At 36.8% G+C, this 15,471-nt stretch carries 16 protein-coding genes; 1 reads left to right on the forward strand and 15 read right to left on the reverse strand.

What is annotated here, in order from left to right:
• Window positions 1-8 precede the first annotated feature (8 nt).
• The 3 genes from PI20285_RS12080 to PI20285_RS05705 all read right to left on the reverse strand — a co-directional run bounded on the left by PI20285_RS12080 (window position 9) and on the right by PI20285_RS05705 (window position 1,752).
• Window positions 9-77 carry a hypothetical protein gene (locus tag PI20285_RS12080; RefSeq protein WP_082623355.1) on the reverse strand — a complete coding sequence of 23 codons (69 nt, stop codon included), beginning with the start codon at window positions 75-77 and terminating at the stop codon, window positions 9-11.
• A gap of 260 nt (window positions 78-337) precedes the next feature.
• Window positions 338-1,267, reverse strand: a complete 930-nt coding sequence (locus PI20285_RS05700; RefSeq protein WP_105782205.1) for an IS3 family transposase — start codon at window positions 1,265-1,267, stop codon at window positions 338-340.
• Window positions 1,216-1,752 carry a helix-turn-helix domain-containing protein gene (locus tag PI20285_RS05705; protein ID WP_063696809.1) on the reverse strand — a complete coding sequence of 179 codons (537 nt, stop codon included), beginning with the start codon at window positions 1,750-1,752 and terminating at the stop codon, window positions 1,216-1,218. Before PI20285_RS05705 ends, PI20285_RS05700 begins: the two co-directional genes overlap by 52 nt.
• A 1,183-nt stretch (window positions 1,753-2,935) precedes the next feature.
• Between PI20285_RS05705 and PI20285_RS05710 the strand changes: the two genes are divergently transcribed.
• Window positions 2,936-3,232, forward strand: a complete 297-nt coding sequence (locus PI20285_RS05710) for a hypothetical protein (RefSeq protein ID WP_057773718.1) — start codon at window positions 2,936-2,938, stop codon at window positions 3,230-3,232.
• 157 nt (window positions 3,233-3,389) lie between these two features.
• Here the strand turns inward: PI20285_RS05710 and PI20285_RS05715 are convergent, their stop codons facing one another.
• The 12 genes from PI20285_RS05715 to PI20285_RS05770 form a co-directional block, all read right to left on the reverse strand.
• Window positions 3,390-5,336: an isopeptide-forming domain-containing fimbrial protein gene (locus tag PI20285_RS05715; protein WP_057773716.1), complete on the reverse strand. Its 1,947-nt coding sequence runs from the start codon at window positions 5,334-5,336 to the stop codon at window positions 3,390-3,392.
• Between the two features lies 1 nt (window position 5,337).
• Window positions 5,338-6,132 (reverse strand): isopeptide-forming domain-containing fimbrial protein, encoded by a 795-nt coding sequence (locus PI20285_RS05720; protein WP_057773714.1) that lies wholly within the window; start codon window positions 6,130-6,132, stop codon window positions 5,338-5,340.
• A 15-nt stretch (window positions 6,133-6,147) separates the two neighbouring features.
• The gene (locus tag PI20285_RS05725) at window positions 6,148-7,431 is read right to left on the reverse strand and encodes a hypothetical protein (protein WP_057773713.1); all 1,284 of its coding nucleotides are present in this window, start codon (window positions 7,429-7,431) and stop codon (window positions 6,148-6,150) included.
• A 1-nt stretch (window position 7,432) separates the two neighbouring features.
• Window positions 7,433-8,164, reverse strand: a complete 732-nt coding sequence (locus PI20285_RS05730; protein WP_057773711.1) for a class A sortase — start codon at window positions 8,162-8,164, stop codon at window positions 7,433-7,435.
• A gap of 256 nt (window positions 8,165-8,420) precedes the next feature.
• Window positions 8,421-8,786 carry a hypothetical protein gene (locus PI20285_RS05735; protein ID WP_057773709.1) on the reverse strand — a complete coding sequence of 122 codons (366 nt, stop codon included), beginning with the start codon at window positions 8,784-8,786 and terminating at the stop codon, window positions 8,421-8,423.
• Window positions 8,776-10,911: a coiled-coil domain-containing protein gene (locus tag PI20285_RS05740; RefSeq protein WP_057773707.1), complete on the reverse strand. Its 2,136-nt coding sequence runs from the start codon at window positions 10,909-10,911 to the stop codon at window positions 8,776-8,778. The genes PI20285_RS05735 and PI20285_RS05740 overlap by 11 nt, the downstream gene beginning before the upstream one ends.
• 135 nt (window positions 10,912-11,046) lie before the next feature.
• Window positions 11,047-11,352 carry a hypothetical protein gene (locus tag PI20285_RS05745; protein WP_057773706.1) on the reverse strand — a complete coding sequence of 102 codons (306 nt, stop codon included), beginning with the start codon at window positions 11,350-11,352 and terminating at the stop codon, window positions 11,047-11,049.
• Window positions 11,353-11,463: 111 nt separating this feature from the next.
• Window positions 11,464-11,676 (reverse strand): hypothetical protein, encoded by a 213-nt coding sequence (locus tag PI20285_RS05750; protein ID WP_057773704.1) that lies wholly within the window; start codon window positions 11,674-11,676, stop codon window positions 11,464-11,466.
• Between the two features lie 28 nt (window positions 11,677-11,704).
• Complete coding sequence (locus PI20285_RS05755) at window positions 11,705-12,622, reverse strand: nucleotidyl transferase AbiEii/AbiGii toxin family protein (RefSeq protein WP_057773702.1); 918 nt, start codon at window positions 12,620-12,622, stop codon at window positions 11,705-11,707.
• Window positions 12,619-13,224 carry a type IV toxin-antitoxin system AbiEi family antitoxin domain-containing protein gene (locus PI20285_RS05760; protein WP_158694977.1) on the reverse strand — a complete coding sequence of 202 codons (606 nt, stop codon included), beginning with the start codon at window positions 13,222-13,224 and terminating at the stop codon, window positions 12,619-12,621. The genes PI20285_RS05755 and PI20285_RS05760 overlap by 4 nt, the downstream gene beginning before the upstream one ends.
• Before the next feature lie 59 nt (window positions 13,225-13,283).
• A complete protein-coding gene (locus tag PI20285_RS05765; protein WP_236698830.1) occupies window positions 13,284-15,140 on the reverse strand; it encodes an AAA family ATPase in 1,857 nt (618 codons plus the stop codon).
• Window positions 15,118-15,471, reverse strand: a complete 354-nt coding sequence (locus PI20285_RS05770; RefSeq protein WP_057773696.1) for a hypothetical protein — start codon at window positions 15,469-15,471, stop codon at window positions 15,118-15,120. The genes PI20285_RS05765 and PI20285_RS05770 overlap by 23 nt, the downstream gene beginning before the upstream one ends.

Here is a 15,471-nt window from a genome sequence, read left to right on the forward strand (position 1 = left end):
CACCTTCCTTAATAAAATGAGGCACCCTTTCCTGGTTGGTGATGTTCTGCAGAAAGCACCTTGATTAACTTTCCGATTTGTTAAAATGTCCTACCTGCTTTAAGATTAATTGCTTCAATCATATTATTTCTCTTCGTGTATCTCGAGTTTAACTACTAACAACCTCATTTACCAATCGCTCAGGTTCAGGACTCATATGGCCGATTTTCCTTCGTTTCAGATTCTATATTTCGTTTAACACAAAAACGGCTAAAGCAAAACATCACCTTAAGAAAGTATTTTGGCATAATTAAAAAAAACTGGTAACTGAAGTGAACCCATAAAATTGGACAAATATTTATGCTGCTTTTTGAACGGCGAGTTCTCGGTATTTTACCGGAGACTTGCCATTTAATTTTGTTTTGATTCGACGATTATTATAAAAGCCTATCCATTCGGTCATTGCTTGGATTAAGCTAGCTTTATCTTCAAAATGTTCATCCATCATTTCAGCCTTCATAATGTGAAAGAAAGACTCCATCGCCGCATTATCAAGACAAGTTGCTTTACGTGACATGCTTTGATAAACGTGATGTTTCTTTAAAACCTGCTGCCAGTGTCGATGTTGATACTGAAAGCCTTGGTCAGTATGGACCGTTGTCCGGTAATTTAGTTTTGGTAGTTTTTCTAAAGCCTCCTTAAGTGGTTTAATTGCGAATTTAACTGTTGGATGTTCACTAATATTGAATGCTAGAATTTCTCCAGAAAACAAATCAAGAACTGGTTCGAGATAAACTCGTTCGTTCATTCCCATGCTTCCATATCTGAATTCACTAACGTCTGCGACGAGCTTTTGATAAGGTCTATCGGTTTTGAAGCGTCGCTTTAAGCGATTAGTGGCAATTTTACCCACTAAACCTTTATATGAATTATATTTTTTGGTTTGTCGATTAAAGGCATGACACAACCACCCGTGTTCCTGCATAATTCGTAAAACGCGTTTATGATTAACTTTAAATCCTAAATCATGTAATGCAGTTGTAAGTCTTCGGTAACCGTATTTTTTGGTGTATTTTGGATCTTTTTGGCGAATCTCGTCTATTGCTTGAATAATCTGGTCATCATCAAATTTACGTCTCTTATGACTCTGAGTGTAGTAATAAGTGCTGCGTGGAATTTGGATTACTTTAAGAATCAGCTTGATAGAAGTTTGGAATAGTTGCCTTAACTCGATGGCTATTTCTGAGATTTCTTTTGTACTGATTTTTTCCGAGTTAAGGCCTCTAATTTTTTTAGGTAGGTGTTCTCAATCTTTAACATTTCATTTTCTTTTTGAAGCTGTTTTAAATCCTCTTTGGCTGTATAATTGTCCTTTTGGACAATGGGTTTGCGGCTTTTATTCTTGTGTTTCACCATGTTCTTGGCGTTGCCTCGCTTTCGCTCTAGACCCACAATTCCTAATGCTTTAAACCGGCTTTCCCATTGCCAAATAGTACTCGGCGAGGATAAGTTAAAATGTAAGGCAGTTACTGGAAGCGAGGCCTGATTTTGTTTTCTCCAGTTTAATACATTGACTTTGAACTGGCTAGCATATTCTAAATCCATTGCTTTGCGTTTAAGACCGTTAAGGCCAAATTTCTCATATCTTTGAATCCAATTTAAAACTGTGGCACTACTACCAATCCTGTATTTATGTGCTAATGAATTAACGGTCAGACCACCCAAATATCCAGTTACTACTTTCACTTTGAAATCAAAATTAAATTTAACCATAAAAGAACCCCCAAGATTAGATTTTATCTGTCCAATCTTGGGGGTTCACTTCAAACTTACCAAGCTTTCTAATTTTTAAAATGATTTTTCCACTTTTTCGGCTTCTTGTGCAATAATCTCGCGGTTCTTCACCATACTCTCAGGATTGCGATGTGAATTGCCCTCACAATAGAGACCCTTGATAATCTTTCACACTTGTATTTTCACCAGAGGAGGTACTACGCGCCCCGATATGCTTTTGGTCTTCCAGACCTGCCCATCCATCGGTGGTCAGCTATTTGTTCTGTTTTCTGCGGTTTTTGCCCTGCTTCCACCTCCAATATCAATTACCAGTTATTACTGTTCAGTCCTTCGTTCATTTCGTGGACTACTATGACCTCGGCTGACTCCTGTATTACTCAATCTGTCATCACTGAAAGCCTTGTCTTTGTGGAACATAACGTTCCTCTTGTCGGAAACGTGTAATACAGGTCTCCCCGGGTAAGAACGCTAACTTTCGTACCATCTCACCATTGGCTTTACCATCATAACTTCGAGTAGTAGCGGACTTCAGTTTGTTTGGCAACCTTATCCTGTCATTTCGGCCTTATAGCCACTTCTTGTTCATCGGTGCAGTACTTCGCCTGAGGCTTCCTTCAGATTCCACTTCACAGTGGACACCTTGCCATTGACTCATGGTTCTGACTACTACGGCCATAGCGGACTTTCACCACCTAGTTAGCGTCCATGCCAGGCACGCCAACAAAAACAAATCATACGTATGTATGGTTTGTTTTTTTATTCGTGCGCAGTCGTGCCTTCCCTACCGATCCGGACTGCTCAAGCATCTCATTCGACGCATATCCCTGACGTCTCACAAGCTGTTTTCAGTTACTTCGAGCCATAACTCTAAGCTCTCGGCAACTGCTTGGCGGTCGCAAAAGTTCCCTCTTCAACTCTAAAACCACTTTGGTTAAATTTTTCTTCTGTCGTCCATTCCATAAAAGCTTCCGCTTCTCATTTGACAACCCACAGTTTTCCTAGCTCACTTCGCTTGCAGTCAACTAGGGGTTGAATCCAATGATTCACTTCAGCTCAGTCTTTCCCGAACAGAATAAAAACTCAACCAAAGGAGTTGTTGAGAAAAAAGTTTCGGGTAACACAGATAGCAACGAATACATAAATAAAATTAGGAGTGATGGATTTGAACAAAATATCAAGAACAGAAATTAAATTACCATGTTTTCAGGAAACGATTAATGTGTCAGATAATTATAGAGACTATAAAGAGAATTCACAAATTTTAATTATCGATCAGAACGCTTGTTGGATAAAAAACAAGAAAAAACGAACTCAACAAAGTTTTAATTTTGAAGACTTAAAAACTGACTTTCAACTTTGTGATTACAGTGACGGTTATACAACCACTTGGAGTTTCGACAATAAAAAAGTTTTATCAGCTCTTGGTTTCCAACTAACTATTACAAAAATTAAGAAATGAGGAATTTACTATACGAAAAGCTCTGCAAAGAATCGGTACAAAATAACTAACAAAGCAAATTATTTAACCTAAAAAAGTAGTGTTGACATTCTCATTAATCAAGAATTTCGACACTACCTATTTACTTTAGAATTCATCCTTGCTTCTGTGCTTTGCTCTATTTTTCTAAATACTTAGCTTGAAAGTCTTTAACAGTTTTAGTTGATACTTCCGTCTTGTTAGAAGGAATAGCTGTACCATTAATGACTACAGCAGTGGTATTTGGGATTTGAATCTTACCATCTTTCATGTAATCCACTAGCTGGCTCGTTGTCGCAGATTTTAGATTAGCATTCATAGTCATTGTTACTTTCTTACCCACTAAAGTTGTTGGATTTTTTGCAGTCCATGTAATTTGAGTTGTTTTACCACTTGTTGATTTAGTAACCGTACCATTCGCCGTAATATCTGCTCCAGTACTATCACTCACTTTAAGATTTGAATAGCTCTGAAGATTTTCAAAGTTTTCACGAACTGCAACTGAACTAACAACATCAGAACCATTATGATCACCAACTGTTACTTCAGATTTATAAAAATAATCTTTAGTAAGGTCAGCAATTGTAGCTGTGTTGCCCCATGTCTCGTTATCAGTAGAAACTGTCTTAGTTACACCAGTATCAACCTTAGGGGGAATATGGGTGATAACCTTATTAGAAGTTACTGGTTGCTTATTAATATTCCAACTACCAGTATTAGGAATATCAAGTTTAGTCGTATTCCCACCATTAGGCTTTACACTAGTTTGAACATCGTAATTTTTCCCATAAAAGGTACTATCCTTTAGTGCAGTTGCTGTTGCAGATAATTTCACATTATTCCCAGATGTTTTATTTGTGAAATACTTTGTAGTAACGTCTGTAGAAGTTCCTGCAAGAACTACTTTAACGCCAGTTACTTTAACACGAGAATCGACATTATCAGTGAAATCGGCGTTTGAATAATAGTTTTCTGGAATTTCCTTATTAATAAACTGTTTTACAGAATATGTGTAAGGCTCCACTGAAGAACTCAGCGTGTTATCTGTTACATTGTTTTGATCTGAGTCACTAACACTTTTTGTTGGTGGGGTTGGTGCTGATGGCAATGGCTTTGCAGCGGAATATCCAAAGTACCAGAGCAAATTACTCTGCGCCCTTGTATCAGTAGATTTACCGTCTGCCGTGGGACGTGCTTGCCCATAAGTAAACTCAGTAGCCGATTGTGAATTATACAGTACTGTAAATTCCGCAAACTTATCACTATTTGATGAAAGCGTGGAATCACCGTTCGAAGCACCCAGCGCTGATCCCTTTGAACTGAACTTTTCGGACCCATCGCTACCCTTTGTGTAGCTTAACCAATTTCCATTCTTACCATTTGGTTCTTTACTTGTAGGTACATAGATCTTAGCAATATTAGAAACGGTACTACTTGCCAGTGAAATCCATTGACCATTATCAATATCATTAAATGTGTAGAATCCACTAGTTTTAACCGGTGTCATCGTGCCGCTCTTAACAACTTCTAATTTCATTTTTACATCTAGAATCCCGCTTGCTTGGAAGCCGATACCATTGTCAGACACGGCCAAAATTGGTTTTACTTTGCCCATTTCCGTTGCCATTTTATAGTCCATCATTGTTTCACGCAAGTCGACTTTCTGTGAACCAACGTATCCAACATTGCTAACGGTCCAACCAGCCTTGCCTTTGAGTCCTGTCGATAAAACCATGCCATTAGGAAATCGCTTTAATTCTTCGGCATTTTCCGTGCTACCCCATTTATTCATATAGGCAAGTGCCCCGTCATAAGCAGATACTGCCATTTTTTTAGCCCCAAAAATCTTGGCAGTTGACTTTCCAGCACCATTCCATTGTGCAATAAAGTTATATTTTGCATCTGCCATCATACCCGGCTTAATAGTTGTGGCATTCGGTGCAGTAGTAATGGAGGCTGCCCTGGCTTTATTAGTAAAAGCTGCTAAACTACCCACTAAACTGCTGGTGACCAAAGCTATAACTGTCAATAATACTAATGGTTTTTTCAAGAAACCGGTAAGTTTTGAATTTTTAGAAACATCCATCCTAGTTTCCCCCTCTCTTCTTGCTTCGCCAAAGAGTCACACCAGCAAGCACAATAATTACCGCCCCAATGGCTGCGATCCATGGATGATTTTGAATCATCTGTTTAGTCTGTGGTAATAGTCCTTCTTTTGTTGGTTGTGCAACCTTTGCCTGTTTAGTAACAGTTGGCGTAGGTGTTTTTACAACAGGTTTAAGATTAGCAGGCTTCAATGTTTCAACGTTCACCGTATCAGTTGAAGTTTTCTTTCCATTAATAAGACTATAGCCTTGATTAGGGATCTTGCTAAGATCAATTTGTTTGTTTACCTTTACTTTGACACGCATATCTAGCGTTTGACCAAACCAATCTGAAGCATTGTTAGCTTTCCAATTTGTGGTGTTGGTCTTAGAATCAAAGGCGGCTTTGCCTTCGTCAGTAATATCAACTGTTTGACTATTACCATCAGCGCCAGTTTTATTAAAGAAAACTTTTGTCTTTAAAAATTGAAAGTTGCTATTTAATGGATCAACTAATTCTAACGATTTGCTTGCTTCTTGGTTATTAACCTGGAAAAACAAATCAAACGTAACCACTGAACCACGATTAGCAAACTTACTTTTTACTAATTTAGTAGATTTAGGTAAACTAAAATCCTTACTTAAATCAGTACTGCTAGAACTAGTGGCAACAGAAGATGAACTTGAACTAGCTGTCGTTGCACTAGACGTGCTCGCAAATACTGGTGTCATAAACATCATCGCACTAAGTACGGTTGTAACTCCAGTTGCCAGCCTTCTTCGCATTCCTTTCTTCATTTAATTCACCTCCAATTACTTGCTTGAGCTAGATGTACTTACTGTTTTAGCTGAGCTTGAACTACTTGAACTGCTCGACGCATTTGAGCTAGAATCACTGGACTTGCTTGTTGAACTTGAGCTTGTTGAGCCCGAACTCGAACTAGATGTCGTTGATTGTTCAATATACTTTTGTGCATTATTAGAAATCTTAGGCACTGTAACAGTAACGGTCGGTGTCGTATAGATCTTATCGTTAATGTTCAACGTTGCTTTATTTGGAACAGTTGGGATTCCATCTTTAAGATAGTCCATCAACTTAGCAGTGTTTTGTAATTTACCAGTCACAACAACACTCCAAGTTTTGTTAGCCCATACCGTTGGATCTTTAGGAACCAATGAGTAACTTTCTTTGGTTTTATCAATCTTGATGGTAAATTGATCAGATTCATCTTTGCCTGAGGCTGTAGATCCATCAACGACCTTGACGCTTTCAAGATTGATTACGTCTTCCAAATCATCATCAGATTCAATTTTGCTTAACTTGGTATTAGAACCTGCGTTGTTAGTAATCACATACTGATAATCCTTGTTAAAGTCTACCTGTGTACTTGCCACTAACTTTCCTGAAGCATCAACAATTTTCTTGTCAGTACTTGGTTTAACCGTCTTTGGTGGAATGATTACAGGAGTTGGAGTTGGCTTATCCGTGTCATTCCAAAATTGATGAGCAGTATTAGGAATCTTGATAACCCCATTTGCGTCAGCATACTTGGTTAAGTCAGCTGTTCCATCTGGATCCATTTGAGCAGTTACCATAACAGCATAGCTTTGGCCGAATGTATCAGACGCATTTTTAAAGGTAAACTTAAATCCATTATCCTGTTTATCTGTAGTACCACTGCTTGTAACATCCGTTGCATCTGTTTTAAGATTTAATCCTTTGAGATCATCTGATGAGGAAATAGTTTTATTGAGATGATAAATTTTAACATCTTTATAAGTGATCCCATCTGGTAAATTATCTAAGAAACCAGCTGTTGTCATCTTTTCATTATTAGGAAATGTAAAATACATTGGATACGTAACTGCATTACCATAACTTGAATGTAATTGATTAACCAAATTAATAGTCTTTCCATCAGAATCGGCTGTTGTAGTTACCGCCTTATCATCTGATGAGGTTCCCCAACCGTCATCCGTTGCACCAGTTGCAGCATTTGCTACTTGTGCAACAACAATTGTAGATAATGAACCTGCCAACATGATGAAACCGGTAATCCGATTACGTAATTTTGTTGTTTTACTGATATTTTTCATTCTATTCACTCCTCCGTGGAAACAAGCTTCGTTGATATTGACTGGCCTGTCTCCAACTAATTTTTTTAATTAACTTTCCACGAATTACATAACGCATAGAACCTGTCCAGTTGCACGTTGTTAATGTTATAACCGGATGTTGATTTGTTTCTTTGGTATTAAAGATCACCTGAATATCTGTGGGTGGAATAACATGAGTACTGATTTTTCGATAAACGAAAATTTGTTTTCCATTGGTTACATAGATATTTTCTCCATTACTCATATGAGTGATTGGTGAAAACAAAGTATAATTATCATCCATATTATGCCCGCACAAGGCATAGTTACTTTTTCCCATTACATCTGCTTCATTGTATGGAGATGGCGCATTACTGTCCTTCAACGTTCCAGCGCCAACTGCCAATACTCGGTTAGAATTACCATGATTAATAGGTAACAAGATGTCTCTCGATGGGATTGCAATGTATCCAGCTAGGTACAACGGATAATGATTGGCATGAGCATATTTCCAAATTTGGTAAGGACTAGAAAGTTTATCTTTTTCATTGCCATACGCCAATCTCTTACTCTGCTTTGGACTTGGTTTATGAATATGCCATTTTTGTTTATTTACAACATTGGTACTTTCATGACGCACCACTGCATTACCAATCTTTCGCCAATTACTTCCAGCTACAATCAAACCAATGCCGATAATAATTAGAAAAATCGCAAATATTCTTCTTCTCACTCTATATTGCCTCGCCTCCATGATGATCCAATATTAAAACATGCAATTCATAGTTCTTTATTACTTTTTTGATCAGTCAAAACTCCCCTTTCTTAAATAACTGACGTAAGAATAAGTAAAAATAATTTTTTGGCAAAAAAATAGAAGATCAAGTCTTATGATCTTTTATTTTGCAAATTACTGTCTTTATTTAGCTAAGCAGCACATTCAACATATAAAGCGAGCACCTTTCATTAATGATTAATCTATTTTTGATTTATATTTTGACTTCTTGATAATTTCGAGTAAGTACTTTTCCCATCAGGATTAAGCTATTACCTTGAATAGGATCAATCATGCCGGTTAATGTTTGAACGTTCATATCTTCTTGCTCTTTATTCGACAATTCACGCCATCTCTTTTGAGAATTTTTCTCCAACAAAGTATGGAAAGTAAGAGCTTCATCTAAATTACTCGTATTTTGAATTTTTGGATGAAGTTTAATCTGCCACAAGTTTCTCATCGCTTTTTGCTGGCTCCAGTATGAATTAACATACAACTTTTGTTTTGATGACAGCTGTAGATATAGCTTCTCAAGATCATGTTCAAATTGCTGCTCTTCTTTTAATATTTTAATTGGCATCACTGGAACCTCCGTTCTGTTCACTGCTTGAAGAATTGGTCTTCTTGGCAGATTTCTCGAGTTTTTGAATCTGTTTGTTGGCCTTTGTTAAATCTTCACTTTGTTTTTCGTATTTTTGTTCTGAAGCAGAAGCAGTAGCCTCCGCGTCCGTTCGTTTTGAAGATTCCGTTTTAATTTTACTTTGTAATTGATTATTTCGAGAATGTTCACTTGACTGGTTAGCCTCAATCTTCGCCATACGGATATTATTTTGATCGTTATTATGCACAATGATCCCAGTTCCGCCGCCCACTAGTAATACAAGACCGGCAAGCCCACCAATTAACCAATTTTTTAATCCTTTGTTCTTGCCATGATCAGATTTTTCTTCCGCGTTTTTTTCAGAGGCTGACCCAATTTGCTTAGCAATAGCCAACTGAAGTAGACTCGCCATTTGTTCTTGTTCAGGGGATTTTTGTGCACTGCTTTGCTGTGAAGCCAAAAGTAATTTGGAAATGTCAGCACTATGATCATTGGCCTTGAGTTCAGCATTTTCGCTCTTCAAACGAGCTAATTCAGTAATCGTGGTCGCATCTTTTGCACGTAACTGCCGGTTCTCTTCACTCAACGCGCTATTTTCCTTGAATTTAGCATCAATATCTTTTCCATTATTCTCTGCACGTCGTTTAGCGGCTAATGATTCGTTAGCATTGCTATGTTCATTAACTAACTGAGTCGTAAAACTATCTAAAGAATCTGATAGTTTTTTAAATAATTCACCACCATAATTTGTTCCCTTTGTCTGTCCAGAAAGCGCCAAATCTTCAACATCGGTTTCTTGTGCTTTTTCCAAATCGGCGGCAAAGCTCTTTTGTGATTTCTCCAATGCTTCTGTCTGTTTATTAATTTCTGCATCGATTTCCGTATTGGTCTTATTGGCAATATCCGTCGTTATAGATTTTTCAGCCGCAGCCATATTTTGTTCTGCACTAGTTTTAATTTGGGTCAAAATATCGTTATGTCGCTTATTTTCTGCCGTAATTTTTTTATCACGTTCACTGTCAAGGTCGCTTTGCTTGTCTTTTAGCATTTGTTTCCTGACCGTTTTCATTTTGGTCAAAACTTGATCATGGACTTGGTTGCGACCATCATTTTTTTTAATAAATTCAGCCAACTGCTCATTTAAATAGTTTTGTTGATGTTGACGCAACACCAAGATCTCTCGTTTGAGGTTCGCATTAAGGTGTTTTTCTTTTTTAATCAAGAATTGATTAAACTCAATCTTTTTTTGATTCTGACGGTAAGCAACATATTGATCGTTTTCTGGAGAAACAGATTCCATATCAGATGTTGTAAATTTAGGAAAAGCAATCTGATAATTATTTTCAACTTGATTATTAACATCTTGCCCAAGTGTGACAATATTACCTTTTGCTTCGTTAGCATGTATCATTTCACGCGAAACACTCGATGTAGGATTGCCATCTTTTTTAGTAATGATATTTTTTGTTCTTGAATTTTTTTCACTTGTCTTTTTTACAAATGGAGACTTGGGAAGTTTTGAAGCTCCTTTTTGAGTACCATTTTTATCTGTGCCTAGATTCAATCCCTTTCCTAAACTCAATGAGGGTACTGAGGTCGACACTTTCCCTTTTCCCACCTCAAATTCACTAGGAATTTGTGCAACTGATTGATCGTCCACACCCAATTTTTGCTCATAGGCATTTTGTAAAAAACGTGCGAATTCAACCTTATCTTTATATTCCGTATTTTCTAATTCGTGCTCATTAAACAAAGCATCAATAATGATTTTGGTCAAATTTTGATAGTCAACGCCAATTGTAAAATTGTGGATCGTAAATTCATCAGAATTATCCATTCGATGAACCACGACTTCTGGGATAACAAATGAAGTTACTTTTGGTGCTACCTGTAATTCATAAATTCTTTGGAACAAAATATTGGCCTGCATCAAATCTAGTTTTGGTAGTGTTTCTTGAATACTAAGCTCATTTTTATCGGCCAATATTTTTTCTGCATCTTGCAGTGTGCTGCTACTTACGTTTTCTAAATTATCGATTTGAAGAACTATTAGTTCGTCAGGAAAAACATCTTTATTTTTCTTAAACTTATCGAAAAGTTTCATTCTACGTTCACTCCTTATTTTTTTGACTGAAATTTACCTTCTCAAAATATTCAATTGCTGTGAGTTCACAAACTTATAGAAAATTAGGTAAAGAAAAAGCTTCAATCATCAAGATTGAAGCTCTCGTAAATGCAACTAGAAACTCTTAGTGCTTTGTGCACTTAAGAAAGATAGTACCGAAACGGCTGCATATGCAACTAATACCGCAGTACCAGCGGCAAGCCAACCGTCTTTGGCCTTACGTTTTGCACCTTCACCACCGGTTGAATGTGCAGCAGACCAGATTATTACCATCAATCCAGCGGCAGCAGAAACTAGCAACTTGCCTGGTCCGTCCCAGCCCTTAAATAGTGTTGCAAAGTTACTTAATGGATTACTAGCTAGCAACGCACCAGATTGCAGTTCTGCGGTCTTACTAATAAAAGTGCTTAAAAAAACCATCCCAAAATTTGTGATTCGCGATTCCCCCTATCAATTAAATTTATCAATAGTACATCACTATTAATCGTTCTTAATTTATTTAATAGGGTTCTGATCACCAAGTTTTAGAAACTAGTTTTCAGTGCTTTGATTCTTGTCCTCATTCGACTCGTTAATTCGCTTAATTTGTGTCAAACTTTCTTTAAGATTTAAAGGTTCTAATCCAAATGTTTTACACACTGCCTCCCCAATCTTTTCGTAATTTTTATTTTTCAAACTATTCTTTTTTTCTTTTAATGCAGCTACTTTTTCTTCAGCCTTTTTTAGTTGTTGATCAATATTCATATTTTCATCATTCTCCTAAATTAAACGTTCATCGCCTTTTACTCTGATTTAGAGGATCAAAATGCAATCTACTAACCCCTTTTTCTAATGATGAATCTGGACGTTTGTTGTTTAAATTCATTTCAGTAAATAACTTATTTGTAGCGTCCATTACATCCGAAAAAGACAGATCTTTTGCATAATGATTCTCAGGCTTGCTCACATACTGTTGCCAATATTTATTAACACGCGGGCTATGTTTAATCCTTTCTAATCTTGTCATAATTTGTTTAGATGTAAAATTAGTATTTCTTTTTTTACAAGTGGCCTGAAATGCAACGAATAAGCTCTTATAATCGATCTTCATTTTTTTTTGAATCAAAGTTATATCATAAAAATCTTTTGACCTACTATTATTTTCACTTCTACTTAAAATAGTTTGTAACTTTTCCGCTATCACTTGCTCTATAGGATATGCCAATATTTTCAGACTACGATTATCAAACATTAACTTATGTTCATGTACGATTGGAGAAGGCACGATTGCATCCCCAGTAGTAATATCCATTTTAAATGGAATTCTGGTTTTTCCAATAAAGGCACCTCCTCGTATTCTAAATCCAGGATATTCTGCTTCTTCACGAGTGTCATCTATTTTAAAATCCGAGAAAATAATTCCTTCTTCACTAGTTCCAGATAACGTGTTTTGAATAAAGCTCATCACTTCTTTTTCACTGTTCTTCTTATGAATCAAAGTAGTATCAAGATCTTCAGTTGTCCTAGAGTTTGTGCCTAATAAGGACTGCACATAAAATCCACCTTTAAATACTAGATTATTTCGATATTCTGAATTGGCTATTCTTTTTAAGACTTCATCCAAAATATAATCTCTCTGAACAATGGTAATTGGTGTCTGAGTCTCTTTGGCTCTTTTCTTTGACCAATCTTTAAATTTATTAGGTGTCATTCTCCGTATAATGCCTCCATTGCTGCTTGTAACTCCAATACTGCTTTTTTACCACCATATTCTGTCATTAATTCATTCATCTTTTCCAAATTGATCAAATCAGAATTGAGATACTCTTTAAGAGTTTCCAGGGCAGTGTACCGACTAGCTCCACCTCTCCAAATATCCACTAAACATCTTTCAGGTTCATAAATCTTCACAGAATTTCCACTTGGCGTGTTGTGCCAAATAACATTATGATTAAACTTTTCACTTGCAACATAATGTGGAATAATTTGATCATAGAACTGAATGTTAAAATGATATCCTTGCTTAAAATACATATGAAATTTATAAGGCGTATTGGTAGTCAACCCATACAAATACAAACCCGTTTCGCCTCCAAAAACTCCCTTTGGCAATTTACGTTGCCATAAGAGATAAGGATCTTCAAGTTGATCAGGATCTGAAAAAATCCCCCTCATTGGCTGATCCAATTGTTTCTTTTTTACATAATATTTTAAAGAACTATTCTTTACACCAAAATCATTGGCCTGCTTCGTTGTAAAAATTCCATCAAACTTTTTTAGCAATGTCTCTATTCTTTGATTAATCTTTCTCACCTCTGTATTTTTATGCTTTACATTTTTAATTATAACGCATTAAAGTACAGAAGCAATATTTAAGGACGAGCATGGAAAATAACTTTACGCTCATCCACCAAACTGTTTTCAATTTCATCAGCCGATTTACCTTTGATATCAATAAAAAATGTGTGAAAGTTTCGCGGGTTAGATCGATCAAATCGCAAAACAATATGGGCAATGGGTGCCGTGATCACATTATAAATTGCTCTAGCTAGAGGTCGAGCGCCATTGTCTACGTCAGTCCCAATATCAGCCAAATAATCAATTACTCTGCTGTCTTGCTTATCTTCATCCTGGTAACGTAATTCATATCCTTGATTGTTCAACTTCTGCCGTAGTTCGGCGAGTCGTTTACGAGCAATTACTCGTATGACTGGCTTGTCCAACACATTAAATACAATTATATGATCGATTCGGTTAATAAACTCTGGACGCCGGAAAGCAGTAACCAATTCTGCATTCACATTTTTCTGGAATTGACGATCTTTATTCTTAGCTTCTTCTGTGCCTTTAAAATCCTTAATATCTTTAATAAACTCAGAACCAACATTAGTAGTCATAATAATGATTGTATTTTTAAAATCAATCAAACGTTTGGTGTTATCTCCAGAAGTTAATCTTCCATCATCGAGAATTTGCAGTAGTAAATTCCAAACTTCCGGTATTGCCTTCTCCAATTCATCAAATAGTACCACTGCATATGGCTGATGTTTGACAGCTTCAGTAAGCACCCCCTTGTGATCACCTTTACCGATCAGCTTCTCTACCGCATCTTTACCGGAAAACTCAGACATATCTAACCGAATGTAATTATCCTCACGATCAAACATTGCCTCCGTTAGAGCTTTTGCCATTTCTGTTTTACCAACCCCAGTCGTCCCTAGGAACAAAAATGAAGCGATCGGTTTAGACACATCCTGCAAACCAGCGCTGGCAATAGTCACCGCATCGGCCACTTCGTGTACTGCCTGTGCTTGACCTTTTACACGGTCACTTAATTTTTTCTCTATATTAAGTAACCGAGTTGCTTCATCTTTAAGAATAGTGGTGACCGGAATCCCAGTCCATTCTTTCAAAACTTCAGCAATTTCTCTTGCTCTAATTGTTTTATCCGACTTGTTTTCAGCAATAGAACCAGCCTCATCCAACAAATCAATGGCCTTATCAGGTAAAAAACGATCTGTAATATATCGTTTTGACAACAAGACTGTTTCTTTGATTGCACGATCTGTATACTTTACCCCATGGAACTTTTCGTAATTTTTTTTAATTCCCGAAATAATTTGAATTGCTTCATCTGTAGTTGGTTCTGGTAATTCAATTACTTGGAATCGTCGCTGCAAAGCACGATCCTGTTCAAGATATTTGTGAAACTCGTCAATTGTCGTACAACCAATGATTGAAATTTCGCCACGTGCTAAAGCAGGCTTAAGAATATTGCCAGCATCCAAGGCACTGCCACTACTAGACGCTCCTGTATTGACAATTTCGTGAATCTCATCAATAAACATGATATTACGGCCCTTAGTTTTTTTTAGTTCTTGAATTAGGCCATTAAATTTTTCAGAAAAGGTCCCACTTGAATCACTATTAATTGAAGCCATTTCTAGTACTAGAATGTGGTGGTTCAGTAAACGATCTGGAACATTATTTAACCAGATTTCTTTAGCTAGCCCCTCGACCGTTGCCGTTTTTCCAACTCCTGCCTCACCAATGAGTAAAGGACTATTTTTTGTTTTTCTCGTCAATGAATGAATAAGATCCTTTATTTGTTGTCCTCGTCCAATTGCTTGATATTCGTCTGGTGCCATCATTACTTTGTCCGTCAAATCAGTTGTATATTGATCCAACAATGGCGTTTGAGTTTGTTCAGAAGTCTCCATCGTCATCATCAGCTCCTTCTTGTTCCTCTTTCATAGTTGGATCAGCACTTTCGGAGGAAAATGGATCGTCATTAGTATCAGAATCTGATTCATTGGCGTCGAAATTTTCCTCAAAAGTTTCCTCAGGTATTATGGTTTTAGCAGCACTAACGTCGTTATCTTTGAAATCAAATTCATTTACATGTGCTTTTTTTCGGTCAATTTCTAAATTGGGTTTTGGTACTACTGCTTCCGGTTCCTCCGCCACCGTAAACTCTGGGATTTTTATTTTCTTGGTCAATTTTTCTGGATCAGTCACAACTTCCTCAACCACTTTTAAATTACTTTTATCGTTATCCAT

The organism is Pediococcus inopinatus (assembly GCF_002982135.1).
In the GTDB taxonomy this organism is placed as follows: domain Bacteria; phylum Bacillota; class Bacilli; order Lactobacillales; family Lactobacillaceae; genus Pediococcus; species Pediococcus inopinatus.